Source organism: Streptomyces sp. NPDC059224, assembly GCF_042754285.1.
In the GTDB taxonomy this organism is placed as follows: domain Bacteria; phylum Actinomycetota; class Actinomycetes; order Streptomycetales; family Streptomycetaceae; genus Streptomyces.
This window is the reverse complement of sequence record NZ_JBHZAN010000002.1, coordinates 16,680-37,862: the sequence shown is the minus strand read 5'-3', so window position 1 is coordinate 37,862 and position 21,183 is coordinate 16,680. Positions and strand designations below refer to the sequence as shown.

General features: G+C 72.6%; 21 protein-coding genes and 1 pseudogene. 9 read left to right on the top strand and 13 right to left on the bottom strand.

Annotated features, from left to right (window positions below; all coding sequences use genetic code 11):
• Nucleotides 1–2 precede the first annotated feature (2 nt).
• Complete coding sequence (locus ACFXI4_RS02545) at nucleotides 3–359, bottom strand: MazG-like family protein (RefSeq protein ID WP_384987490.1); 357 nt, start codon at nucleotides 357–359, stop codon at nucleotides 3–5.
• Between the two features lie 46 nt (nucleotides 360–405).
• A complete protein-coding gene (locus ACFXI4_RS02540) occupies nucleotides 406–945 on the bottom strand; it encodes a DoxX family protein (protein WP_384987488.1) in 540 nt (179 codons plus the stop codon).
• Nucleotides 946–1,064: 119 nt separating this feature from the next.
• Here ACFXI4_RS02540 and ACFXI4_RS02535 point away from each other — a divergent pair, with 119 nt between their 5' ends.
• Both ACFXI4_RS02535 and ACFXI4_RS02530 read left to right on the top strand, forming a co-directional pair.
• Complete coding sequence (locus ACFXI4_RS02535) at nucleotides 1,065–1,391, top strand: nuclear transport factor 2 family protein (RefSeq protein WP_362717396.1); 327 nt, start codon at nucleotides 1,065–1,067, stop codon at nucleotides 1,389–1,391.
• 71 nt (nucleotides 1,392–1,462) lie between these two features.
• Nucleotides 1,463–2,449, top strand: a complete 987-nt coding sequence (locus tag ACFXI4_RS02530) for an aldo/keto reductase (RefSeq protein WP_362717399.1) — start codon at nucleotides 1,463–1,465, stop codon at nucleotides 2,447–2,449.
• 198 nt (nucleotides 2,450–2,647) lie between these two features.
• Here ACFXI4_RS02530 and ACFXI4_RS02525 read toward each other — a convergent pair.
• Both ACFXI4_RS02525 and ACFXI4_RS02520 read right to left on the bottom strand, forming a co-directional pair.
• Nucleotides 2,648–3,319, bottom strand: a pseudogene (locus ACFXI4_RS02525) (ABC transporter ATP-binding protein); the annotation flags it as partial.
• A gap of 86 nt (nucleotides 3,320–3,405) precedes the next feature.
• Nucleotides 3,406–4,851, bottom strand: a complete 1,446-nt coding sequence (locus ACFXI4_RS02520; RefSeq protein ID WP_384987485.1) for an ABC transporter permease — start codon at nucleotides 4,849–4,851, stop codon at nucleotides 3,406–3,408.
• 173 nt (nucleotides 4,852–5,024) lie between these two features.
• Between ACFXI4_RS02520 and ACFXI4_RS02515 the strand changes: the two genes are divergently transcribed.
• On the top strand, nucleotides 5,025–6,239 hold the full coding sequence (locus tag ACFXI4_RS02515; RefSeq protein WP_384987483.1) for a D-alanyl-D-alanine carboxypeptidase family protein: 1,215 nt from the start codon (nucleotides 5,025–5,027) through the stop codon (nucleotides 6,237–6,239).
• Nucleotides 6,240–6,479: 240 nt separating this feature from the next.
• Here ACFXI4_RS02515 and ACFXI4_RS02510 read toward each other — a convergent pair whose 3' ends face one another.
• The gene (locus ACFXI4_RS02510; RefSeq protein ID WP_384987481.1) at nucleotides 6,480–7,238 is read right to left on the bottom strand and encodes an SDR family oxidoreductase; all 759 of its coding nucleotides are present in this window, start codon (nucleotides 7,236–7,238) and stop codon (nucleotides 6,480–6,482) included.
• 123 nt (nucleotides 7,239–7,361) lie between these two features.
• Nucleotides 7,362–8,357, bottom strand: coding sequence for a Gfo/Idh/MocA family protein (locus tag ACFXI4_RS02505; RefSeq protein WP_384987479.1), 996 nt, complete (start codon nucleotides 8,355–8,357; stop codon nucleotides 7,362–7,364).
• A 144-nt stretch (nucleotides 8,358–8,501) separates the two neighbouring features.
• Here ACFXI4_RS02505 and ACFXI4_RS02500 point away from each other — a divergent pair, with 144 nt between their 5' ends.
• From ACFXI4_RS02500 to ACFXI4_RS02485, 4 genes are all read left to right on the top strand, one after another.
• The gene (locus tag ACFXI4_RS02500) at nucleotides 8,502–9,806 is read left to right on the top strand and encodes a multidrug effflux MFS transporter (protein WP_384987893.1); all 1,305 of its coding nucleotides are present in this window, start codon (nucleotides 8,502–8,504) and stop codon (nucleotides 9,804–9,806) included.
• Nucleotides 9,746–10,942: a serine hydrolase domain-containing protein gene (locus tag ACFXI4_RS02495; RefSeq protein ID WP_362727323.1), complete on the top strand. Its 1,197-nt coding sequence runs from the start codon at nucleotides 9,746–9,748 to the stop codon at nucleotides 10,940–10,942. Before ACFXI4_RS02500 ends, ACFXI4_RS02495 begins: the two co-directional genes overlap by 61 nt.
• A gap of 72 nt (nucleotides 10,943–11,014) precedes the next feature.
• The gene (locus ACFXI4_RS02490) at nucleotides 11,015–12,022 is read left to right on the top strand and encodes a small ribosomal subunit Rsm22 family protein (RefSeq protein WP_384987476.1); all 1,008 of its coding nucleotides are present in this window, start codon (nucleotides 11,015–11,017) and stop codon (nucleotides 12,020–12,022) included.
• Between the two features lie 93 nt (nucleotides 12,023–12,115).
• On the top strand, nucleotides 12,116–12,859 hold the full coding sequence (locus tag ACFXI4_RS02485) for a bifunctional DNA primase/polymerase (RefSeq protein ID WP_384987474.1): 744 nt from the start codon (nucleotides 12,116–12,118) through the stop codon (nucleotides 12,857–12,859).
• A gap of 10 nt (nucleotides 12,860–12,869) precedes the next feature.
• Here the strand turns inward: ACFXI4_RS02485 and ACFXI4_RS02480 are convergent, their stop codons facing one another.
• From ACFXI4_RS02480 to efeO, 4 genes are read right to left on the bottom strand one after another with little or no spacing between them, the layout of a single operon-like run.
• The gene (locus tag ACFXI4_RS02480; protein ID WP_384987473.1) at nucleotides 12,870–13,880 is read right to left on the bottom strand and encodes a hypothetical protein; all 1,011 of its coding nucleotides are present in this window, start codon (nucleotides 13,878–13,880) and stop codon (nucleotides 12,870–12,872) included.
• Nucleotides 13,819–14,712, bottom strand: a complete 894-nt coding sequence (gene efeU / locus ACFXI4_RS02475) for an iron uptake transporter permease EfeU (RefSeq protein WP_384987471.1) — start codon at nucleotides 14,710–14,712, stop codon at nucleotides 13,819–13,821. The genes ACFXI4_RS02480 and efeU overlap by 62 nt, the downstream gene beginning before the upstream one ends.
• A 3-nt stretch (nucleotides 14,713–14,715) precedes the next feature.
• Nucleotides 14,716–15,978: an iron uptake transporter deferrochelatase/peroxidase subunit gene (gene efeB, locus ACFXI4_RS02470; RefSeq protein ID WP_384987469.1), complete on the bottom strand. Its 1,263-nt coding sequence runs from the start codon at nucleotides 15,976–15,978 to the stop codon at nucleotides 14,716–14,718.
• 10 nt (nucleotides 15,979–15,988) lie between these two features.
• A complete protein-coding gene (efeO, locus tag ACFXI4_RS02465; protein WP_384987467.1) occupies nucleotides 15,989–17,125 on the bottom strand; it encodes an iron uptake system protein EfeO in 1,137 nt (378 codons plus the stop codon).
• Nucleotides 17,126–17,614: 489 nt separating this feature from the next.
• On the opposite strand from efeO, the gene ACFXI4_RS02460 reads away from it, so the two are divergent.
• Nucleotides 17,615–18,283 carry a PhzF family phenazine biosynthesis protein gene (locus ACFXI4_RS02460; RefSeq protein ID WP_384987465.1) on the top strand — a complete coding sequence of 223 codons (669 nt, stop codon included), beginning with the start codon at nucleotides 17,615–17,617 and terminating at the stop codon, nucleotides 18,281–18,283.
• Here the strand turns inward: ACFXI4_RS02460 and ACFXI4_RS02455 are convergent.
• The 3 genes from ACFXI4_RS02455 to ACFXI4_RS02445 all read right to left on the bottom strand — a co-directional run bounded on the left by ACFXI4_RS02455 (nucleotide 18,276) and on the right by ACFXI4_RS02445 (nucleotide 20,375).
• Nucleotides 18,276–18,458 (bottom strand): hypothetical protein, encoded by a 183-nt coding sequence (locus tag ACFXI4_RS02455; RefSeq protein ID WP_384987463.1) that lies wholly within the window; start codon nucleotides 18,456–18,458, stop codon nucleotides 18,276–18,278. The genes ACFXI4_RS02460 and ACFXI4_RS02455 overlap by 8 nt on opposite strands.
• Before the next feature lie 71 nt (nucleotides 18,459–18,529).
• Entirely contained in the window at nucleotides 18,530–19,258 is a 729-nt protein-coding gene (npdG, locus tag ACFXI4_RS02450) for an NADPH-dependent F420 reductase (RefSeq protein ID WP_384987461.1), read from the bottom strand.
• A gap of 37 nt (nucleotides 19,259–19,295) precedes the next feature.
• On the bottom strand, nucleotides 19,296–20,375 hold the full coding sequence (locus ACFXI4_RS02445; RefSeq protein ID WP_384987459.1) for an exo-alpha-sialidase: 1,080 nt from the start codon (nucleotides 20,373–20,375) through the stop codon (nucleotides 19,296–19,298).
• A gap of 80 nt (nucleotides 20,376–20,455) precedes the next feature.
• Between ACFXI4_RS02445 and ACFXI4_RS02440 the strand changes: the two genes are divergently transcribed.
• Entirely contained in the window at nucleotides 20,456–21,055 is a 600-nt protein-coding gene (locus ACFXI4_RS02440) for a hypothetical protein (protein ID WP_362725225.1), read from the top strand.
• Nucleotides 21,056–21,183 lie beyond the last annotated feature (128 nt).

Sequence of the window (21,183 nt, the reverse complement as noted above, 5' to 3'; positions counted from 1 at the left end):
CGTCACGGTAGTGGCGTCGTCGCCCCCGGGCCCAGCGAGCGTGCCGTCACCCCCGCCAGGTGGCGTTCGAAGACGGCGCGGGTGTCCGGCGTCAGCGTCCGCAACGCCACCAGCGCCGTGATCACCACGTCGCACAGCTCGCCCTGTACGTCGTCCCACGTGTGGCTGACACCCTTGCGGGGGTTCTGGCCGGTCGCGCCGATCACCGCCTGGGCGACCTCGCCGACCTCCTCGGTCAGCTTCAGCATCCGCAGGACGAGGCCGGTGTCGCCGTCGTGCACGCGGTGGGTCTCCAGCCAGGTCCAGAGGTCGTCGATGGCGGCCCATACGTCCGCGGGCGGGGTCGGCTGCTGCGTCATGACGCCGTAGCCTGCCATGCCCCGCCCCCCGCTCACCGCGCCGCGGTCACTGCTCGAACAGCGCCTCCTGCTCGCCCTCCCGCCGCCGCACCCGCTGGTTCCGGGCTCCGACCACGGCCGCCGTGACCGCCGCCGTCACGCCCAGTGCCACCGGGACCATCCAGCCCCGGTCGAAGACGTGCCCGAGCGTGTGGTCCAGGGAGAGCCGGCCGGGCCCGGTGACCGACAGGCCCGCGGCGGTCAGGCCCAGGCTCGCCGCGTGCTCGTAGCCGCCCTCCGCCGCGAAGAAGCCGTTCGGCAGGTGCAGCGCGGCCGCGCCCGCCATCGCACCGGCCGCCGCCGCCCCCGCCGCCGGGGTCGCCAGGCCCAGCGCCAGCAGGGAGCCGCCACCCGCCTCCGCCAGTCCGGCCGCCAGCGCGCTCTGCCGCCCGGGCGCGTACCCGACCGACTCCATGAACTGTCCGGTGCCCTCGACGCCGCCCCCGCCGAACCAGCCGAACAGTTTCTGCGCGCCGTGTGCCGCCAGCACGCCGCCGGTCCCGAGCCGGAGCAGCAGGCCCACGTCACGTCGGTCGTAGCAGGTCACGGCGGCTCCTCGGGAAGCGGACGGATCAGATCTCCACCGTCGCACCGGGCCACCCGGGTGGCCCGCCCTCACCGCCGTTCGGGTGGCGGGTCCCCGGCCGCGGTGTGACGCTGACTCGCATGACGATCAAGACAGCCAAGCTCAGCGACCCGGCGGTCCGGGCCTTCGTCACCGCCGTCAACGCCAACGACCGCGAGCGCCTCACGGAACTCCTCACCGCGGACGCGACGATGGCGGACGACGGCTCCGACCGGGACCTCGACGAGTGGATCGACCGGGAGATCTTCTCCTCCAACGGTCACCTGGACGTCGACAACGAGTCCAACGGCGGCCGTTCCCTGCTCGCCCACTACCGCAACGACACCTGGGGCGAGATGGTCACCCGCTGGAACTTCACGGTCGAGGACGACGGCCGCATCTCCCGCTTCGAGACCGGGCAGGCCTGACGACAGGTCCGGCAACAGGTCCGGCAACCCCCCTTGTCCTCGTGTGCACTTCAACTCCTACCGTCCCGGGCATGGACAGCTACCGCACCACCAGGACCCTGGGACGTTCCGGCATCGAGGTCAGCGCGCTCGGCTTCGGCTGCTGGGCCATCGGCGGCGAGTGGCAGGACGCGGGCGGGCAGCCGCTCGGCTGGGGGAAGGTCGACGACGAGGAGTCCGTACGGGCCGTGCACCGCGCCCTCGACCTCGGCGTCACCTTCTTCGACACCGCCGACACCTACGGCGCCGGGCACAGCGAGCGTGTCCTCGGCCGCGCCCTCGGCAAGCGGCGGGACGAGGCCGTCGTCGCCACCAAGTGGGGCAACGTCTTCGACGAGCACAGCCGCACGCTCACCGGCAGCGACGACTCCCCGGCCCATGTCCGCCGTGCCCTCACCGCCTCCCTGCGCCGTCTCGGCACCGACCACGTCGACCTCTACCAGCTGCACCTCTCCGACGCCGACCCGGCTCGTGCCGCCGAACTGCGCGACGTCTGCGAGGAGTTGGTGACGGAGGGACTGATCAGGGCGTACGGCTGGAGCACCGACGACCCGGCCCGCGCGGCCGTCTTCGCCGAGGGCCCGAACTGCGCGGCCGTGCAGCACACCCTCAACGTGCTCCAGGACGCGCCCGAACTCCTGCGAACAGCGGCCGACCTGGACCTCGCCGCCGTCAACCGCAGCCCGCTCGCGATGGGGTTGCTAGGCGGGCGGCGGGCGGCGGCCGGTGCGGGGGACATCCGGAGCAGGCCGCCGGCCTGGCTGCCCGGGTTCGGGGACGGGACCGGGGCCGATCCCGAGTGGGTCGCGCGGATCGACGCGCTGCGGGCCGTCCTGACCAGCGGCGGCCGGACCCTCGCGCAGGGTGCCCTCGGCTGGATCTGGGCGCGCAGCCCGCGTACGGTCCCCATCCCGGGCTTCCGGTCCGTCGCACAGGCCGAGGACAACGCCGGAGCGATGGCGAAGGGGCCGCTCACCGCCGGACAACTGGCCGAGATCGACCTGCTGCTCGGACGCTGAACGGCCGCCGCGGACGCGGTGGCGACCCCGTCAGTGGCCCGGTCCGCCGCCGTACTGCCGCTGCGCGTACGGCTGCCGGCCGTACCCCTCGGCCTGCCGGCCGTACCCCTCGGCCTGCCGGCCGTGGTCGGCAGCCTGCTGGGCGTACTGCGGTCCGTGCCCCTGTCCGTGACTCTGCCCGTGGCTCGGTCCGGGGCCCTGTTCGGTGAGGGTGATCCGGCCGGCCCCGATGGTGGCCAGGCGCGGGGCGCGGCGGGCGATGGAGGAGTCGTGGGTGACCATGACGAAGGTCAGCCGGTACTCGTGCCACAGGCCCTCCAGCAGGCCCATGATGTCGTCCCGGGTGCCCTCGTCGAGGTTGCCGGTGGGCTCGTCGGCGAGCAGCACCCTCGGCTTCTTCACCAGCGCGCGGGCGATGGCGACCCGCTGCTGCTGGCCGCCGGAGAGCTCCGCGGGGGCGTGGGTGAGGCGCTCGCCCAGGCCCACCGAGCGCAGCGCCTCCGCCGCCCGCTCGCGCCGCTCGGCCGGCTTCACGCCGAGCGGCACCAGGGCCGTCTCGACGTTCTCCCGCGCGGTCAGCGTCGGGATCAGGTTGAACGACTGGAAGATGATGCCGATCTTCTCGGCCCGCAGCCGGGTCAGCTTCGCCTCGCTGATCCGCGCGAGGTCGACGCCGTCCAGCTCGACACCGCCCTCGGTCGGCCGGTCCAGGCCGCCGACCATCTGGAGCAGCGTCGACTTGCCGCCGCCGGTCGGGCCCTGGATGACGAGCTGGTCGCCGTCCTCGATGGTCAGGTCGATGCCGCGCAGCGCCTCGACCGTCTCCTTGCCCCGGGTGTAGCGCTTGGTGACTGCGGTGAGTCTGTACATGGGTTCTCCACTGGGTGGTGAGCGGCGCGGGGCGCCGCGTCCCGGGGGATCGGAAGCGGCGCCCCGGTCCGAGGGGGCTGGCGGTGTTACGAGACGCTGCGCAGGGCGTCGGCCGGGCGCATCCGGGAGGCGCGCCAGCCGCCCATCGCGCCGGCGATCAGACCGCCGGTGACCGCGAGGCCGACCGCGAGCGCGATGGTGGTGAGGGAGACCGGCGCGCTCAGCGCGATCTCCGTGGTGTTCTGGGCGGCCTGCCGGCCGGGGCCGCCGCCCATGCCGCCAGCGCCGCCCGTGCCGCCCAGCTGGGCGGTCAGCTTGGGGCTGATCGCGGTCACCGTGTAGGCCGCGCCGACGCCGAGGGCGATACCGAGGGCGCCCCCGATCAGGCCGTTGACCATGGACTCGCCGACGACCTGCCGGGTGACGTTCCCGGAGGGCCAGCCCAGCGCCTTCAGGGTGCCGAACTCACGCACCCGGCGGGAGACCGTGGAGGAGGTCAGCAGTGCCGCCACCAGGAAGGCGGCCACCAGGACGGCGACGGACAGCCACTTGCCGACGCTGGTCGCCAGGCTGGAGGCGGTGGAGAGGGAACCGGAGACGGTGGACGCCAGGTCCGCGGAGGTGGTGACCGTCGTACCGGAGATGTCGGCCGTGATCTCCTTCTTCACGGCGGTGATCTGCTGGGAGCCGGTCGCCCTGACGTAGACCGTGGTGACCTGGTTCTTCGCGTCGCCGAGGGTCTGCGCTGCCTTCAGCGGCACGAACACGTCGGTGTCGGACTCGCTGCTGTCCGGGGTCGCGATGCCGATGACGGTGAACCTGGTGCCGGAGATCTTGAAGGTCGAGCCGACCTTGTACTTCTTCTCCTTGGCGTACGACTTGCCGACCACCGCGGCCTTGGCGCCGGTCTGCGACGAGGTGAAGGTCCTGCCCGAGGTGATCTTCATCGGGGAGAGCGGGCCGAGGTCCTGGTGGACCACGTCGACGCCGACGACGGAGTAGCTGTTGACGTTGAAGTCGGCGCCGCCGCCCCGCACCTGGGGCTGGCCGGTGGAGGTGCCGCCGCCCGGCCGGCCCTGGCCGCCGCTGTTGCCGGTGCCGCTGGAGCTCTGTGCCTTGCCCTGGGTGAAGGAGCCGTCGACCCCGGTGACGTTCAGGGAGAGCGCTCCGACCGCGCTCTCCACGCCCTTCTGCGCGGCGACCCTGGCGACCAGGGCCGACTTCAGGGTCTGACCTCCCTGCGTCATCACCCGGTCCGAGCTCTGCGTGGAACTGCCGCTGGACTGGGCGTCGAACGTGAAGTCGGGGCCGCCGGAACTGCCCGAAGTGGGTGCCGCACGGGCCTTGGTGACCGTCATGTCGGTACCGAGGCCGTACAGCGACTCGAGGACCTTGTCCTGCGCCTGGGTCATGCCTGCCGACACCGAGTTGACCGTGATGACCAGGGCGATTCCGAGCGCCAGACCCAGTGCGATGACCAGGGCCGCCTTCTTTCTGCGGCCCAGTTCGCGCTTGAGACAGATGCCAAACATCCCGTTCCTCGAAGGTTCTTGGCGCCCGCTGTGGGCGCTGCCTCAAGCTAGGGAGAAACCTTTGAGTCACACTGGGCAAAGGATGTGTCAGAGCTGAGAAAGCCCGTAGTCTCATCAAACTTTCATAAGACAGCAAATTCCTCGCGTGCCGGAGGGGACCACCCGGGAATCGGATGTTCGATTCGGTGTACCGTCCCCGGGTGCGCGATTCCTCTCGGCTGACCAGGCGTGCCGTCCTCGGACTCACGGCCGCCGCTCTTCCCCTCTCCACGGCGACCCCTGCCTCGGCCGCCACCGTCATAGGGGGCGAACGCCTTGCCCGCGGCGGCGTCCAGGTGCGGGGGGCCACCGGTCTCCCCAAGAAGATCACCGCCCATGCCTGGCTGCTCGCCGACTGCGAGAGCGGGGAGGTGCTGGCCTCCTGCGACGCGCACCGGCGCCTGGCGCCCGCGTCCACCCTGAAGATGCTGTTCGCGGACACCGTGCTGAAGAAGTTCGACCGGACCGAGCGCTACCGGGTCAAGGACAGTGACATCTCCGACGTCCCGGCCGGCTCCAGCCTGGTCGGCATCAAGCCCGGTATCACCTACACCGTCGAGCAGCTGTGGCAGGGCGTCTTCCTGCGCTCCGGCAACGACGCCGTGCACGTCCTCGCCCACATGAACGGCGGCGTCGCGAAGACCGTCGCCGAGATGCAGGCCAGGGCGGCCGACCTGCAGGCCCTGGACACCCATGTGGTCAGCCCGGACGGTTTCGACCACCCCGGCCAGCTGTCCTCCGCCTACGACCTGACCCTGTTCGCCCGGCACGGGCTGAGGGACGACGACTTCCGGGGCTACTGCGGCACCAGGACCGCCGACTTCCCGGCCGGGGGCAAGAAGACCTTCCAGATCCAGAACACCGACCGTCTGCTCACCGGTTCCTGGGGACTGGGCGTCTACAAGGGCCTGTTCGGCGTCAAGAACGGTTACACCAGTCACGCCGGCAACACCTTCACCGGCGGTGCCACCCGGGGCGGCCGCACCCTGCTGGTCACCGTGATGCACCCCGACAGCGGCAGCAACGCCGTGTACGAGGAGACCGCCGCCCTGCTCGACTGGGGCTTCGGGAAGGGGAGTTCGGCGCAGGCGGTGGGCATGCTGGTCGACCCGCTGAGCGAGGGCGGTGCGGGCGCGAGTCCGTCGCCGTCGAAGGGTGCGGTGGGCGCGGGAGCACCCGGGACGCGGGCGGCCGGCAGCGGGTCCTCCGGTGCCTCGCCGTGGCTGTCCGTGGGCGGCGCGGCAGGCGTGCTGGCACTCGCGGGCGCCGGCGCCTGGGGTCTGCGCGGGCGGCGGACGGCGAAGGCCGCGGCACAGGGGGCCGGTCCGGGCGACGCGCAGGGGAGTTGACGTCACGCGGCAGCCGTCCCGCCCACCGGTGCGTACCCGCGGTCCCGCACGGGTCCACCCCCACCCGGTCCGGTGGGACGGCTGCCGCCTCCCCCCTCGATTTGGTTCGGCGGAACACCAGAGCTTCAACTGTGAAGTTCTGGTGGAGGAAAGTTGAGCATAGGCGCGTTACCGGCCGCAATACCGCGGACGTCGGAATTCCGCTTGTGCAGGTTGCGAAGACCGGGGCTGAACGGAGGTTCAGCCGCGGCCCACGTACGGCATCGCCGTCGCCAGCACCGTCGCGAACTGCACGTTCGCCGCCAGCGGGAGCTCGGCCATGTGCCGTACGGTGCGCGCCACATCGGCCACGTCCATCACCGGCTCCGGGGCGATCTCCCCGCTCGCCTGGAGGACGCCGGCCCGCATCGCGGCCGTCATGTCGGTGGCCGCGTTGCCGATGTCGATCTGCCCGACCGCGATGCCGTACGGCCGCCCGTCCAGGGACAGGGACTTGGTCAGCCCCGTGAGGGCGTGCTTGGTCGCCGTGTACGCGACGGAGCGCGGGCGGGGCGTGTGCGCCGAGACGGACCCGTTGTTGATGATCCGCCCGCCCTGCGGCTCCTGGTCCTTCATCTGCCGGAACGCCGCCTGCGCGCACAGGAACGCCCCGTTGAGGTTGGTGTCCACGACGTGCCGCCACGCGTCGTAGGCGAGTTCCTCCACGGGCACCCCGCCGGGCCCGAACGTCCCCGCGTTGTTGAACAGCAGGTCCACCCGCCCGAACCGGGTCACGGCCGCCGCGAACAGGGCGGTCACGTCCTCCGGCCGGGCCACGTCCGTGCGTACGACGAGCGCGGCGCCCTCGGGCGCGAGCGCCGCCGTCTCCTCCAGGGTCCGGGGCCGGCGGCCGGCCAGTGTCACCGACCAGCCGGCCCGTAGCAGCTCCACGGTCACGGCCCGTCCGATACCGGAACCGGCGCCGGTGACCACGGCGGTCTTCGATTGCTTGGCATCCATGGGGTGGCAGCGTAGGCGCTCCGCTGGGGAGGGCCGTGATCGGCCGTCGGTCGGCCGCGGCGCCGTCGTGGCTCGGCGCGCCCGCGCGGCGGAGCCGCACATCGGATACGTCCCGCGCCCCTTTCAGGGGCGTTCGTAGTCGACGCCGATCTGGTCGCGGAGGGTGTCCAGGGTGCGCATGACGGCGAGGGTGCCGTCGAGGGGGACGAGCGGGGACTCCTTCTCGCCGGCCCGCAGGGCGCGCATCACCTCCCGGGCCTCGTGGCGGAACGTGTTGCGCGGGCCGTCGGCCGGGTCCAGGACGAACTCCTCGGGATCGCGGCCGTCGCGGTGCAGGACGAAGCGTTCGGGGTTGAAGAACCCGTCCGGGACGTCGATCCGGCCCCGGGAGCCGGTGACCGACGCGGTGGTGCCGGTGCCGCCGACGATGGAGCAGTGCACCATCGCGAGAGCACCGCTCTCCCAGGAGAGCAGCGCACCCGTCTGGAGATCGACGCCCTCCGCCGAGAGCATCGCTCGCGCCGACAGCCCGTCCGGCTCGCCCAGCAGCAGTTGCGCGAACGACACCGGGTACACCCCCAGATCGAGAAGCGCGCCCCCGCCCTGCGCCGGGTCCCGCAGCCGGTGCGCCGGCGGGAACGGCCCCTCCAGGCCGAAGTCCGCCTGCACGGTCCGTATCTCGCCGATCGCCCCGTCCGCGACCAGCGTCTTCAGCCGGCGCACCAGCGGATTGCAGTACATCCACATCGCCTCCATCAGGAAGCGGTCGTGCTCCTTGGCCAGCGCCACCAGTTCCGCGGCCTCGCGGACGTCGATCGTGAACGCCTTCTCGCACAGCACGTTCCGCCCGGCCTCCAGGCACAGCCCGGCCGCCGCCCGGTGCGCCGAGTGCGGGGTGGCGACGTACACGACATCGATGTCCTCGTCCCGGGCCAGCGACTCCCAGTCGCCGTACGCCCGGCCGATCCCGAACCGCTCCGCGAACGCCTCCGCGGACTTCGCCGTCCGCGAGGCGACCGCCGTGATCTCCGCGTCCGGCAGATCCACCAGGTCCGCCGCGAACGCCGCCGCGATCCCGCCGGTCGCCAGGATCCCCCAGCGCACCTTCTGCTCAGCCATCCCGGCAGCCCCACCCTCGCTCATGTGTTTCCCGGCAGTACGTACGAGCTGAGAGCATAGGCGGCGGACATCGGGGTTCATCAAGAGCGGATCCGCGGACCGAGACCGCCGGGAACCGGAGGAGCGGGGGGACACATGCGCCAGATGCCGGAGCGGCCGGCACCGCCGACGCCGGACGCCCAGGACACCGCCGCGCCCCCCACGGCCACCCCCACCGCCCGCCGGGCCGGCCTGCTGCTGGTGCTGGTCCTCGGCGCGCTCACCGCGACACCCCCGCTGGCCATGGACATGTACCTCCCGTCCCTGCCCGAGGTCACCCGCTCGCTGCACGCCCCCGCCGCGACCGTCCAGCTCACCCTCACCGCCTGCCTCGCCGGCATGGCCCTCGGCCAGCTGGTCGTCGGCCCGATGAGCGACCGCTGGGGCCGCCGCCGCCCGCTGCTGGCCGGCCTCGCCGTCTACGTCGCCGCCACCGCCCTGTGCGCGCTGGCGCCGAACGTCGGGACGCTGGTCGCCTTCCGCCTCGCCCAGGGCCTCGCCGGCGCCGCCGGCATCGTCATCGCCCGGGCCGTCGTACGCGACCTCTACGACGGTGTCGCGATGGCCCGCTTCTTCTCCACCCTGATGCTGGTCTCCGGGGCCGCCCCCATCATCGCCCCGCTGATCGGCGGCCAGATCCTGCGGGTGACGGACTGGCGGGGCGTGTTCGTCGTCCTCACGGCCGTCGGCGCGGTCCTCGCCGCGGTGGTGTGGACGAAGCTCCCGGAGACCCTGCCGGCGGCCGGCCGGCACGCCGGGGGAGCGGCCGCCGCCGTCCGCGCCATGCGCACCCTGCTAGCCGACCTCCCCTTCACCGGCTACCTGCTCGCGGGCGGCTTCGCCTTCGCCGCGCTGTTCGCCTACATATCGGCCTCGCCCTTCGTCGTCCAGGAGATCTACGGCGCCTCCCCGCAGACCTTCAGCCTGCTCTTCGGGCTCAACTCGGTCGGGCTGGTCATCGCCGGGCAGATCAACGGCAAGGTGCTGGTCGGCCGGGTCAGCCTGGACAAGGTGCTCGGCGCGGGCCTGGCCGTGACCGTGCTCGCCGCGACCGCCCTGCTCCTCATCGCGACCGGGGTCTTCGGCCCGGTCGGTCTCGCCCCCGTCGCCACGGCCCTGTTCGTGCTGATGTCCGCGATGGGCTTCACCCTTCCCAACGCCCAGTCCCTCGCCCTGCTGCGCACCCGGCACACCGCCGGAACCGCGTCCGCGCTGCTCGGGACCTCCTCGTTCCTGGTCGGCGCGGTCGCCTCGCCGCTGGTGGGGATCGCCGGGGAGAGAACCGCCGTGCCCATGGCGATCGTCCAACTGGCCGGGACACTGGTGGCGCTGGCCTGCTTCATGGGAATGTGCCGTCCCTGGACATCACGTGGGAACACACGTGCGGGGATGGAGGGAGCAGGGAGCTGAGCGTACCGAGACTGCGCGTCGAGACACCCGAACGGGCCGGGCTCGACCCCGCGGAACTCAGGCACCTCGCGCGCGAAGTGCATGCCCTCACCGAGGGTGAGCGGCCTTGGGCGGCCGGGGCCGTGGTGGTCGCCGGACGCGGTCCCGTGATCGCCGTCCAGCAGGCGGCCGGCTGGGCGGTGCGCTGGTCCGCGTACGACCCCGAGTCGGACGCCGGTGTCGAACTGCCGCGCGCCGCCCGGGTCCCGATGACCGTCGACACCCCCTTCGACCTGGCCTCCCTCACCAAACTCTTCACCGCGGTCGCCGCGGTGCAGCAGCTCGAACGCGGCACCCTCGGCATCGACGCCCGGGTCGGCGCCTACCTCCCCGACTTCGGGGCGGCCGCCCTCCACGGCATCACCGTCCGCCAGCTCCTCACCCACACCTCCGGCCTGCGCCCCGAACTCCCCCTCTACGACTGTCCCGACGACGCGGCCCGCCTCGACCTGCTGCGGGCCGAGGCCCCGAGCAGCGCGCCCGGCGCCTACCGCTACTCGGACCTCAACATGCTCCTCCTGCAGTGCGTCCTGGAGCGGATCACCGGCCGCACCCTCGACGTCCTGGTCCGCGAGGGCATCACCCGCCCGCTCGGGATGACCGCCACCGACTTCGGCCCCTGCCCCGGGGCGGTGGCCACCGAGGACCAGCGGCGGCCGTGGGCCAAGGCGGACCGGGGGATGCTGCGGGGCGTGGTCCACGACGAGAACGCCTGGGCGCTGGGCGGGGTGGCCGGGCACGCGGGCCTGTTCTCCACGGCCCGGGACCTGGCCGTCTTCTGCCGGGCGCTGCTGGCCGGCGGTGCGTACGGTCCGGCGCGCGTCCTCGGCCCCGACTTCGTGGACCTGTTGCTGGACCCGCCCGGTCTGGGGTTCCTGGTGGACCAGCGGTGGTTCATGGGCGAACTCGCCGGCCGGGGCGCGGCCGGGCACACCGGGTTCACGGGGACGAGCCTGGTGCTGGACCGGGCGACGGACACCTTCCTGGTCCTGCTGGCCAACACGGTGCACCCCCGTCGCCGCCCGGGCGGCAGCGCCCCGCGTGCGGCGGCGGCGACCCGGCTGGCGAGGGCGGTGTTCCTCAGCCCGGGGGTGTGAGGGCGGACCCGGCCGGGGCGCGGGCCGGCCGGCCCTGCGACCGTGGGGTCCGGCCGCCCCTACAATCGCCGGGTGAACCACCCCGCATCCCCGGCCGACCGGCTCCGTGCCACGCTCGCCGAACTCCTCGACGGCCTGCCCCCGAAGCAGGCCGCCGGAGCCGTCGAGCGGCTGATCGCCAACTACCGGGGGGCCACCCCGACCGACGCGCCGATCCTGCGGGACCGGGCCGACGTGGTGGCCTACGCGGCCTACCGGATGCCGGCCACCTTCGAGGCGGTACGGGCGGCGCTGGCGGCGTTCGCCGACGCGGCGCCGCAGGGCTGGGCACCGGGGAGCCATGTCGACGTCGGGGGCGGGACGGGCGCGGCGACCTGGGCGGTGACCGACATCTGGGCCGGCGTACGGCCGGTGACGGTCCTCGACTGGGCCGAGCCGGCGCTGGCCCTCGGCCGGGAGATCGCCGCGGCCAACCCGGAACTGCGGGAGGCGGTGTGGCAGCGCTCCCGGATCGGAGCGGCGCTCACCATCGAGAGCACCGATCTGGTCACGGTGTCGTACGTCCTCAACGAACTCGACGAGGCCGCTCGTACCGCGCTCGTCGACGCCGCCGCGACCGCCGCGCGGGCCGTCGTCATCGTCGAGGCCGGCACCCCGGCGGGCTACGCCCGGGTCATCGAGGCCCGCGACCGCCTGGTGGCCGCGGGGTTCCGGGTCGCCGCGCCCTGCCCGCACAGCGCCGCCTGCCCGATCGTCCCCGGCACCGACTGGTGCCACTTCTCGGCCCGGGTCAGCCGCTCCTCGCTGCACCGCCAGGTCAAGGGCGGGTCGCTGGCGTACGAGGACGAGAAGTTCAGCTATGTGGCGGCCACCCGCCTCCCGGCCGCCCCGGCGCCGGCCCGGGTGGTCCGGCGCCCGCAGATCCGCAAGGGCCAGGTCCTCCTCGACCTGTGCGAGAAGGACGAGCGACTGCGCCGGACGACGGTCACCAAACGCCATGGCGACCTGTACAAGGCGGCGCGGGACGCGGACTGGGGCGACGAGTGGCCGCCGCCCGGTTCGCCTGGTTCGATGGTGTAACTCCCGCAATTCCTTATCGCTCGCGTACCCCCCTTCACGCCCAGATGGGACGATAAGGCATGCTGGCCGGACCACAGCGAGGCGAGGCGATTCATGAGCGGGACGTTCGGCGGCCGTAACGGCCGCCAGGGCAAACTCTCCCAGTGGCTGCTCGGACGACGGCCCAAGGAGACCGCCGCCACCGACGACGACAGCCGCGCGGCCCTGCTGCTCGCCGCCGCCGAGGCGGGCCTGCCCCTGGCACCCGCCGCGCATCCCGCCCCCGGCTACGGCTGCTCCTGCGACCGCGTCGGATGCCCCACCCCGGCCCGGCACCCGGTGTCGTTCGCGTGGCAGACGCAGTCCACCACCGACCGCGCGCAGATCGAGCGCTGGGCACGGCACCAGCCGCAGGCCAACTTCATCACCGCGACCGGGATGACCCACGACGTCCTGGACGTCCCCCTGGAGGCCGGCCGGCAGGCGCTGGAGCGGCTGCTCGCCAACGGCGTCGAGGCGGGTCCGGTCGCCGAGAGCGACGACGGCCGCATGCTGTTCTTCACCCTCACCCGCGGCACCCCCGAGGACGAGGACGAGTGGTGGCCGTGCGAGCTGGACTGCCGGCCCGAGACCATGGACGAGCACCCGGGGCTGCGCTGGCACTGCCGGGGGTCCTACGTCCTCGTACCACCCGCCCGGCTGCCCGGTGAGGACGGCCGGCAGGTGCGCTGGGTGCGTGGCCCCGAGCATCCGCTGCCCGACCCGCTGAGCCTCCTGGAGATCCTCACCGACGCCTGCGCCCGGTACGTCGGTGAGGAGTCCGACCACGCTGCCGCCGCCTGGCCGGCCAGCGGCTAGGCCCCTTCGGTCAGGCCCCTTCGGCGGACGTCAGACCCTGGATGCGTCCGATGACCGAGACCTTCCCGGAGCCCGCCGGGTCCAGGGCGACCTGGTTGGAGACGAACTGCATGGTCAGCGACTGCTTGATCTCACCCTTGGTGAGGGCCTTCACGTCCTGGTTCTGCGCCGGCACGGACGTGCCCGCGGCCGCGGTCTCCTTGGCGTAGTAGCGGGTGGTGAAGAACACCATCGCGCCGCCGTCGGAGGTGCGCAGGGCGAGCGGCGCGTAGTCGCCGCCCGTCAGCGGCTCGTCGATGTACTGGGTCGCCAGGCCCGGCTTGGTGGACTTACTGCGGTCCGTGCGCCAGCCGCTGGTGTGCGCGCCGTCCGCGAAGGCGGCGCCGCCGCTCTTCAGGTACGTGGCGTACTCCTGGCCCAGGTCCGCGGGAGGGACGGCGAGTCGGGGACTGCTGGCCGGCACGGTCTCGGCCCAGCCGTCCTTGTCGGTCGTGAACTTCGGTACGGCGTCCGGCGCGACCAGCGTCAGATACGCCACCTGGAACGGCTCGGAGAGGCTGTCGCGGGTGAAGACCAGCAGCCAGCGGTCGTCGCCGCCCTTGTTGCCGTGCGCGTCGGCGAGGAACCAGCGCGGCCAGCCGGCCTTCTTCGGGATGGTGTACCTGACGTCGTCGAACTCCAGTGCCGAGTGGCCTGAGTTGCCGCTCGGGCTGTTGAGGTGCCCGGCCTTCAGACGCGCGGAGTCGATGTCGGCGAGGGCACCGGTCGTGAAGTCGGCGTCCAGGGAGCCGTCGTAGGCCGCGTCGGCGTTGTTGTAGGCGGCCGTGAACTGCTTCAGCGCCTTGGCGGCCTCGGCGCGGGTGGTGGTGGGGAGTATCTCGCGCTCCCCGTGCACCACCACGCAGCCGCTCGCCGTCAGCGACACGGCGGCCAGTGAGACCGCCAGGAGCGCGTTCCGATCACGCCCGCGGAGCCTGCGGCGCCGCAGCGGGCCGCGATCCCTGGTCGTCAGGTGCGTCATCAGGTGCCTTCACCTTCCCCTTCCCGGAGCCGAACCCTACCGGGACGAAGAAGAGGACGAGTGTCGGGACCAGGTACAGCAGCCACACCGTGACCTGGAGCACGGTCGGGTCGGGCTGGAAGTTGAAGACGCCCTTGAGGAGGGTGCCGTACCAGCTGTCCGGCGGGATGGTGCCGCTGATGTCGAAGGCCTGGTTGGTCAGGCCCGGGATCCAGTCGGCCTCCTGGAGGTCGTGGAAGCCGTACGCCAGCACGCCGGCGGCGACCACGACCAGCATGCCGCCGGTCCAGGTGAAGAACTTGGCGAGGTTGATCCGCAGGGCGCCGCGGTAGAACAGCCAGCCGAGCAGGACGGCGGTGGCGAGGCCCAGGGCGACGCCGACCAGGGGGCGCGGGGTGCCGTCGCTGGCCGCGTGCACGGACGCCCACACGAACAGGGCGGTCTCCAGGCCCTCCCGGCCCACGGCCAGGAAGGCGGTGGCGACCAGCGCGCCGGTGCCCATGGCGAGGGCCGCGTCCAGCTTGCCGTGCAGTTCCTTCTTGAGGTGCCGGGCGGTGCGCCGCATCCAGAACACCATCCACGTCACCAGGCCGACCGCGACGACGGACAGGGACCCGCCGAGCGCCTCCTGGGCCTGGAACGTCAGCTCCTGGGAACCGAATTCGAGGGCGCAGCCGAAGCCCATGGCGATCAGCACCGCCACCGCGATGCCGGTCCAGATCGGCCGCAGGGCGTCCCTGCGCCCGGTCTTGACCAGGTAGGCGATGAGGATGCAGACGACGAGCGAGGCCTCGAGGCCCTCGCGCAGCCCGATCAGATAGTTGGAGAACACGGCTCACGCCCCCTTGGCGGACTCGGCGGACCGGGAGAACAGCGTCCGGCCCCACCAGTCGTCCTTGTCCCGGACGCCGGGCGGGACCGCGAAGACCGCCGAACCCACGTGCTGGATGTACTCGTTGAGCGCGTCGGACGCCGACAGCCTGCGCTGCAACGGGATGAACCCGTTGCGCACGTCACGCTGGTAGGCAAGGAAGAACAGCCCCGCGTCCAGCCGCCCGAGCCCGTCGGTGCCGTCGGTGAACGAGTAGCCCCGGCGCAGGATGGTGATCCCGTCGTTGGAGTCGGGGTGCGCGAGCCGCACGTGGGCGTCGGGCTTCATGGCCTTGAGGAACGGCGCGTCGTGCTCCTTGGCCTTGCCGACCGGGGCGCCCTCGCCCTTGTCCCGGCCGAAGACGTCCTCCTGCTCCTGGAGCGAGGTCCGGTCCCAGGTCTCGATGTTCATCCGGATGCGCCGGGCGACGAGGTACGAGCCGCCGCTCATCCACGCCGGACCGTCACCGTCGCCCACCCACACGAACTTCTTCAGCCGGTCGGTCTCGGTGCCCGCGATGTTGCGGGTGCCGTCCTTGAACCCCATGAGGTTGCGCGGGGTCTGGGCGTCCGGCGTGGTCGAGGACGTCTTGCCGAAGCCGAGCTGGGACCAGCGGATGGCGACCTTGCCGAAGCCGATCCGGGCCAGGTTGCGGATGGCGTGCACGGCGACCTGGGGGTCGTCGGCACAGGCCTGGACGCACAGATCGCCGCCGGTGCGGGCGGAGTCGAAGTTGTCGCCGGGGAACTGCGGCAGGTCGACCAGGGCGGCCGGGCGGCTGTCCTTCAGGCCGAACCTCTCGAAGAAGGACGGTCCGAAACCGATCGTCAGCGTCAGCCGGTTCGGCTTCAGCCCGAGCGCCTCGCCGGTGTCGTCCGGGGGCGCCTCGGCGAGCCCGCCGTAGGCGCCCTCGCCGATTGCCTTCCCGGCGGTCAGCCGCCGGGCCGCGGCCGTCCAGTCCTTCAGCAGCTGGACGAACTCGTCCCGGTCCTCGGTCTTCACGTCGAACGCGGCGAAGTGCAGCCGGTCCTGGACGGCGGTGGCGATCCCGGCCTGGTGCGCGCCGTGGAACTCGACCGCGCCCCCGGCGTCCGCGGCGGCCGGGGACATGTCGTCACCGGCCTCGGCCATCGCCACCGCGCCCCCGGCCACCGCGGCGCCGAGCGCGAGCCCGGCACCGCCCCAGCCGATGAGCGCGCGTCGCGACGGATTGGCTTTGTCTGCCATGTCCTGCCCCTTACTTGACGACGGTCGCGGCGAGCTTGGACAGCGGCTCCGCGAGCGCGTTGACCGCGTCCGACAGCTCCTTGCGCTGAGCCTTGGTGACCTTGTCGTACGACACGAAGCCGTCCGAGGTGGCGGTCGTGCGGTACTTGTCGAGCAGCGTGTTCAGTGCGGCGAACTGCTTGTCCAGCTCGGTGGCCAGGGCCGCGTCGTTCTTCTGCGCGACCGGCTTCAGCAGCTCGTACGCCTTCTGCGCGCCGTCCACGTTGCCCTTGAAGTCGCTGAGGTCGGTGTGCGAGTAGCGGTCCTCCTCGCCGGTGACCTTGCCGGTGGCGACCTCGTCGAGGAGTTCCTTGGCGCCGTTGGCCATGGAGGTGGGGGTGATCTCGGCCTTGCCGACCCGCTTCTGCCAGTCCTTCAGGTCGCTGAGCAGCTCGTCGGCGAGGGTCTTCTGCTCGGCGCCGATCTTCTTGTCCTGCCACAGCGCCTTCTCCAGCGCGTGCCAGCCGGTCCACTTCTGGCCCTTCTCCAGGCCGTCGGCGCGGGTGTCCGTCTTGGGGTCGATGTCACCGAAGGACTCGGCGATCGGCTCGGTGCTCTCCCAGCCGACGCGGGAGGGGGCGTAGGCGTTCTTGGCGGCGGTGAGGTCGCCGGCCTTGATGGCGGCGACGAACGTCTCCACCTTCGGGATCGTCGCGTCGGCCTCGCCCTGGGCCCACTCGCGGTAGTCGGCGACGGCCTTGTCGAGCGTCGGGTTGCGCTTGGCGGCCGCGCCGGAGCCGGTGACGGTCAGCTTCTGCCGCACGCCGTGCCCCTTCATCCCGGGGCGGCAGGCTATCTCGTACGACCCCGCCTTCACCTCGGCGGTCAGCGTGTACTTGGTGCCCGGGCCGATGTTCTCCTTCTCCGAGACGATGCGGTCGTCGGGGAAGAGGATCTCGACCTCGGTGGCCTTGGAGCCCGTGTTCTCGATGGCGAGCGTGACCTGCCCGGCCGGCACGGACTTGACCGACGTCTCGCACTTGGCGTCGGCAGCGGTCACCTGGATCGCGTCGTCGCCCTTGGCGTCGCTCTTCGCCGTGCAGGCCGAGAGGGCGGTCAGAGCGGCCACGGTGGCGGCAGCGGTGACGGTGAGTCGGACGGCACGCATGCAGGCTCCAAGCAGGGGAGGTGTGGTGAGGCTGACCTAAGTTACATGAGGCTTACCTCACTGGTACCCACCCGGGTCGGGATTGACCGGACACGGATAGATCACAGATACGGCTTGATCTCGGCGGCGAAAAACCGCCACCAAGGAATGGTCAAGGGAAGGTCAAGCAAGCCGTTTCGGGCCTACGACGGGCCGGCTCCGCCGGTCTGACGCGGAGGACGACCGCCACGGACGCAGCCGGCTCGGCGAGCGGCGGCGTCACCGGTTCCACCACCGGCACCGGCGGCACCGGCGGCAGTCTCGCCTCCACCGGCTCGGCCCTTCCGGCCGCCGCCCTCGGCACGGCCGCCGCCGTCACGGTTCCGGCGGGCGCGGGCGTGGTGTTCGCGATGCGCAGGCGCCGCACCGAGGCGTGATCCCCGCCCGGCGGCGGCCGCAGACCCCTCGCAAGGGGCGACCCGGCCGCCGCCGCGGTGCTTGAATGCCGGAGTGACTGACTACGACGTGCTGCGGGTCTTCTGCGCGGCGAACGGCGGATACGGCAACGAACTCGGGGTCGTCCGGGACGGCTCGCTGCTGCCCGCGCGGGAGGACCGGCAGGCGCTGGCGGCGAAACTCGGATTCAGCGAGACCGTGTTCGTCGACGACCCCGAGCGCGGGGTCGTCGACATCTACACCCCCACCCTGCGGCTGCCCTTCGCCGGCCACCCCTGCGTCGGCACCGCCTGGCTGCTGGACGTGCCCGAACTGGTCACACCGGCCGGTGTGGTCGGCGCCCGGCTGGACGGGGAGTTCAGCTGGATCGAGGCACGCCCCGAGTGGGCCCCGCCGCGCACCCTGCGCCAGTACGCGACGGCCGCCGAGGTGGACGCCCTGCCGGTGCCCGGGCCCGGGGAGTGGGTGTACGCCTGGGCGTGGGAGGACGAACCGGCCGGGCGGGTCCGGGCCCGCGCCTTCCCCGGCCGCGGCGACGGCATCGACGAGGACGAGGCGACCGGCGCGGCCGCGCTGCTGCTCACCGACCGGCTGGGCCGCGCCCTGAACATCACCCAGGGCCGCGGCTCGCAGATCCTCACGGCACCGCAGCCCTATGGCTGGGTGGAGATCGGCGGGCGGGTCCTCCTGGAGGGCGCCGAACGGCAGCCGGGTCTCAGCTAGCGACCGGCTTGTCCGCGCGCCCGCGCCGCACGTAGTACCAGGTCATGTTCGACGACAGCCCCGTCAGCAGCACCCAGACGACACCGATCGGCCAGCTGCCCCGGACGAAGGAGACGACGGCGGCGACGACGGCGAGGACGCAGACGACCAGGGAGTAGAGGGCGAGGCGGGGCATGGCGGAGTCACTTTCGGGATCGGTCGGCCGGGGGACACCGGTGGGGGCAGCCACCAGTGTCCCCCATCCGCTCAGACGTCCGTGACGCGGAGCCCGGCGTGTGCCTTGTAGCGCCGGTTGACCGAGATCAGGTTGGCGACCAGCGACTCCACCTGGTGGGCGTTGCGCAGCCGCCCCGCGAAGATGCCCCGCATCCCCGGGATGCGCCCGGCCAGCGCCTGCACGATCTCCACGTCCGGGCGCGCCTCGCCCAGCACCATCACATCGGTGTCGATCTCCTCGACCTCCGGGTCCTGGAGCAGCACCGCCGACAGGTGGTGGAAGGCCGCCGTGACCCGGGAGTCCGGCAGCAGCGCCGCGGCCTGCTCCGCCGCGCTGCCCTCCTCCGGCTTGAGCGCGTAGGCGCCCTTCTTGTCGAAGCCGAGCGGGTTGACGCAGTCCACGACCAGCTTCCCGGCCAGTTCCGCGCGCAGCGACTCCAGCGTCTTGCCGTGCCCGTCCCACGGCACGGCGACGATCACGATGTCACTGCGCCGCGCGCACTCGGCGTTGTCGGCACCCTCGACACCGTGCCCGAGTTCGCCGGCGGCGGCCTGCGCGCGCTCCGCGGCCCGGGAGCCGATGATCACCTTCTGGCCGGCCCGGGCCAGCCGGTAGGCGAGGCCCTTGCCCTGCGGGCCGGTGCCACCGAGCACACCCACGACCAGGCCGGAGACGTCGGGCAGGTCCCAGGGATCCTTGGCGGGGGCCTTCTCGGCCGCCGCCTGCTGTGCACTGTCGGAAGTGTCGGAAGAGGTCATGGGCCGACTCTACGTGCGCGGCGGCGGCCGCACCCGGTCAGGTGAGCCGGTTCACGGGCACCCGGCGGAAGGTGATCGTCGTGTACGCGCTGAAGTCGCCCGTCTCGTACAGGAGGCCGACCGTTTCGGCGTCGACCCGGGTCAGGTCGGAGTAGGCGGCGGGCAGTCCGTCGACCGTGTACACCGGCCGCCAGGTGGTCCCGCCGTCGGCGGAGGCGCGGATCGTCATCAGGGCACGGGTCGCCGGGTCCGCGGGGCCGGAGTACAACAGCACGTCGGGACCGAGGAGTTGCAGCACGCTGGCCTCGCAGACCGGCGCGCTGAGCCCGGCCTGCGGCCGGAACGGCTTCACCAGCGTGCGCCCGCCGTCCGCCGAGTGCGCGTCGGCCCGGTTGCCCGGCGACGGCGAGTCGTTGCGGGTGTTGAAGTAGACCCGCCCGTCGGGGAGTTCGGCCGCGGAGGTCTCGTTGACATTGATGTGGCCGTCGGTGTTCTCGTCGACGTAGCCGAGGTACCAGGTCTCGCCCCGGTCGTCGCTGAGCAGACAGTGCCCGCTGTTGTACCTGGCCTCGGTGCCGTTGTCGGTCCCGGTCGGCGCGAGGGTGTGGTTCGCGGCCACGACGACCCGTCCGGTGCGCAGTTGGACGGCGTGCCCGGGTGTGGTCGCGTACCACCGCCACCCGGCCCTCTTCACCGTCTCGGTGATCTCCGTAGGGGCGGACCACGTCATCCCGTCGTCGTCGCTGTGCCGCACCCACACCCGCCGTCCGTCCGCCTCCGGCACCTGTCCGCGCAGGATGGCGTCCTCGGTGGCGGAGGCGGCGTTGCGGACGTGGACCAGCAGGATCCGGCCGGTGTCCAGCACGACCGGGGCGGGGTTGCCGGCGAGGCCGGTGCCGTTGCCCGCGGCGACCTGCAGCGGCCCCCAGGTACGCCCCCCGTCGATGGACCTCTTCAGCACCACCTCGATGTGCCCGTGATCGGCGGCGGAGTCGACCCTCCCCTCGCAGAAGGCGAGCACGGTGCCCGCCCGGGAGACCACCACGGCCGGGATCCGGAAACTGGCGTAGCCCTCGGTGCCCGCGCGAAAGGGAACGCTTGCCTCTACGTCGCTCATGGGCCGTCTTCTCCCCGGGTCGGGCGAATTCGCGGTGAACTCCGCGTCACGAGTGACCGATTGCGGCAGTATGCCGGGACATGGACGCCGTACGGGTCGCGCTGCTGCGTGAAGTGCTCGCCGGAACCGAGTGGTTGGGGGCGACGCGGCGCTTCGCGGGCGCGCTGCGGGGTTCGGTGGTGAACCACGGCGGCGGACTGCTGCTGCTCGGCACCCCGGAGTACGAGCCGTGGCACCTCGCCGCGCACCTCGTGGACGAGGCCACGTGGTCCGGTACGCCGGAACTGGCGCCGACGCTGGTACGGCACGGGGCCCGCCCCACGGACCCGGCGCATCTCGCCGCCGGCCTCGGCCGCATCGGGGCGGCCCGCCGGGGGGAGACGCTGCTGGTGGTGGCGCCGGCCGCGTCGGCACCGCTCCTGGACCACGTGCACACCGCCCGCCGGGCCGGGGTGACGGTACTGGCGCTGTCCGCCACGGCCGACGACGCGCTGACGGCGATGGCCCACGAGACGCTCACCGTCCCGGACGGCGCGGAACTGGACCTGGACACCGTCCAGCACCTGGTCAGCGCGGCGACGGGGGAGAACGGACCGTCTCCGCGAGCCCGCCGCCGCTTCAGGGACCGCCTGTCCAGGCTGGCCGAGACGGTGACGGCCCCGCCCCCGACCCCCTGGTGATCTCCGCCCGCCCCGGCCGGCCACCTGCCTCCGGCCGCACCGGAGAAGGTTCTTCCCCGCCCCCGCGCCGACCGAGCGGGTGGGTGACGGAAAAAGCGGTTGAGGCGGCGTCGGCGGCCGTTCAGCAT

Coding starts and splice junctions, on each gene's coding strand:
- ACFXI4_RS02545 (WP_384987490.1), bottom strand. CDS start 359: ATGACGCAGCAGCCGACCCCGCCCGCGGACGTATGGGCCGCCATCGAC.
- ACFXI4_RS02535 (WP_362717396.1), top strand. CDS start 1,065: ATGACGATCAAGACAGCCAAGCTCAGCGACCCGGCGGTCCGGGCCTTC.
- ACFXI4_RS02530 (WP_362717399.1), top strand. CDS start 1,463: ATGGACAGCTACCGCACCACCAGGACCCTGGGACGTTCCGGCATCGAG.
- ACFXI4_RS02520 (WP_384987485.1), bottom strand. CDS start 4,851: ATGTTTGGCATCTGTCTCAAGCGCGAACTGGGCCGCAGAAAGAAGGCG.
- ACFXI4_RS02515 (WP_384987483.1), top strand. CDS start 5,025: ATGTTCGATTCGGTGTACCGTCCCCGGGTGCGCGATTCCTCTCGGCTG.
- ACFXI4_RS02510 (WP_384987481.1), bottom strand. CDS start 7,238: ATGGATGCCAAGCAATCGAAGACCGCCGTGGTCACCGGCGCCGGTTCC.
- ACFXI4_RS02505 (WP_384987479.1), bottom strand. CDS start 8,357: ATGGCTGAGCAGAAGGTGCGCTGGGGGATCCTGGCGACCGGCGGGATC.
- ACFXI4_RS02500 (WP_384987893.1), top strand. CDS start 8,502: ATGCCGGAGCGGCCGGCACCGCCGACGCCGGACGCCCAGGACACCGCC.
- ACFXI4_RS02485 (WP_384987474.1), top strand. CDS start 12,116: ATGAGCGGGACGTTCGGCGGCCGTAACGGCCGCCAGGGCAAACTCTCC.
- ACFXI4_RS02480 (WP_384987473.1), bottom strand. CDS start 13,880: ATGACGCACCTGACGACCAGGGATCGCGGCCCGCTGCGGCGCCGCAGG.
- efeB (WP_384987469.1), bottom strand. CDS start 15,978: ATGGCAGACAAAGCCAATCCGTCGCGACGCGCGCTCATCGGCTGGGGC.
- efeO (WP_384987467.1), bottom strand. CDS start 17,125: ATGCGTGCCGTCCGACTCACCGTCACCGCTGCCGCCACCGTGGCCGCT.
- ACFXI4_RS02455 (WP_384987463.1), bottom strand. CDS start 18,458: ATGCCCCGCCTCGCCCTCTACTCCCTGGTCGTCTGCGTCCTCGCCGTC.
- npdG (WP_384987461.1), bottom strand. CDS start 19,258: ATGACCTCTTCCGACACTTCCGACAGTGCACAGCAGGCGGCGGCCGAG.
- ACFXI4_RS02445 (WP_384987459.1), bottom strand. CDS start 20,375: ATGAGCGACGTAGAGGCAAGCGTTCCCTTTCGCGCGGGCACCGAGGGC.
- ACFXI4_RS02440 (WP_362725225.1), top strand. CDS start 20,456: ATGGACGCCGTACGGGTCGCGCTGCTGCGTGAAGTGCTCGCCGGAACC.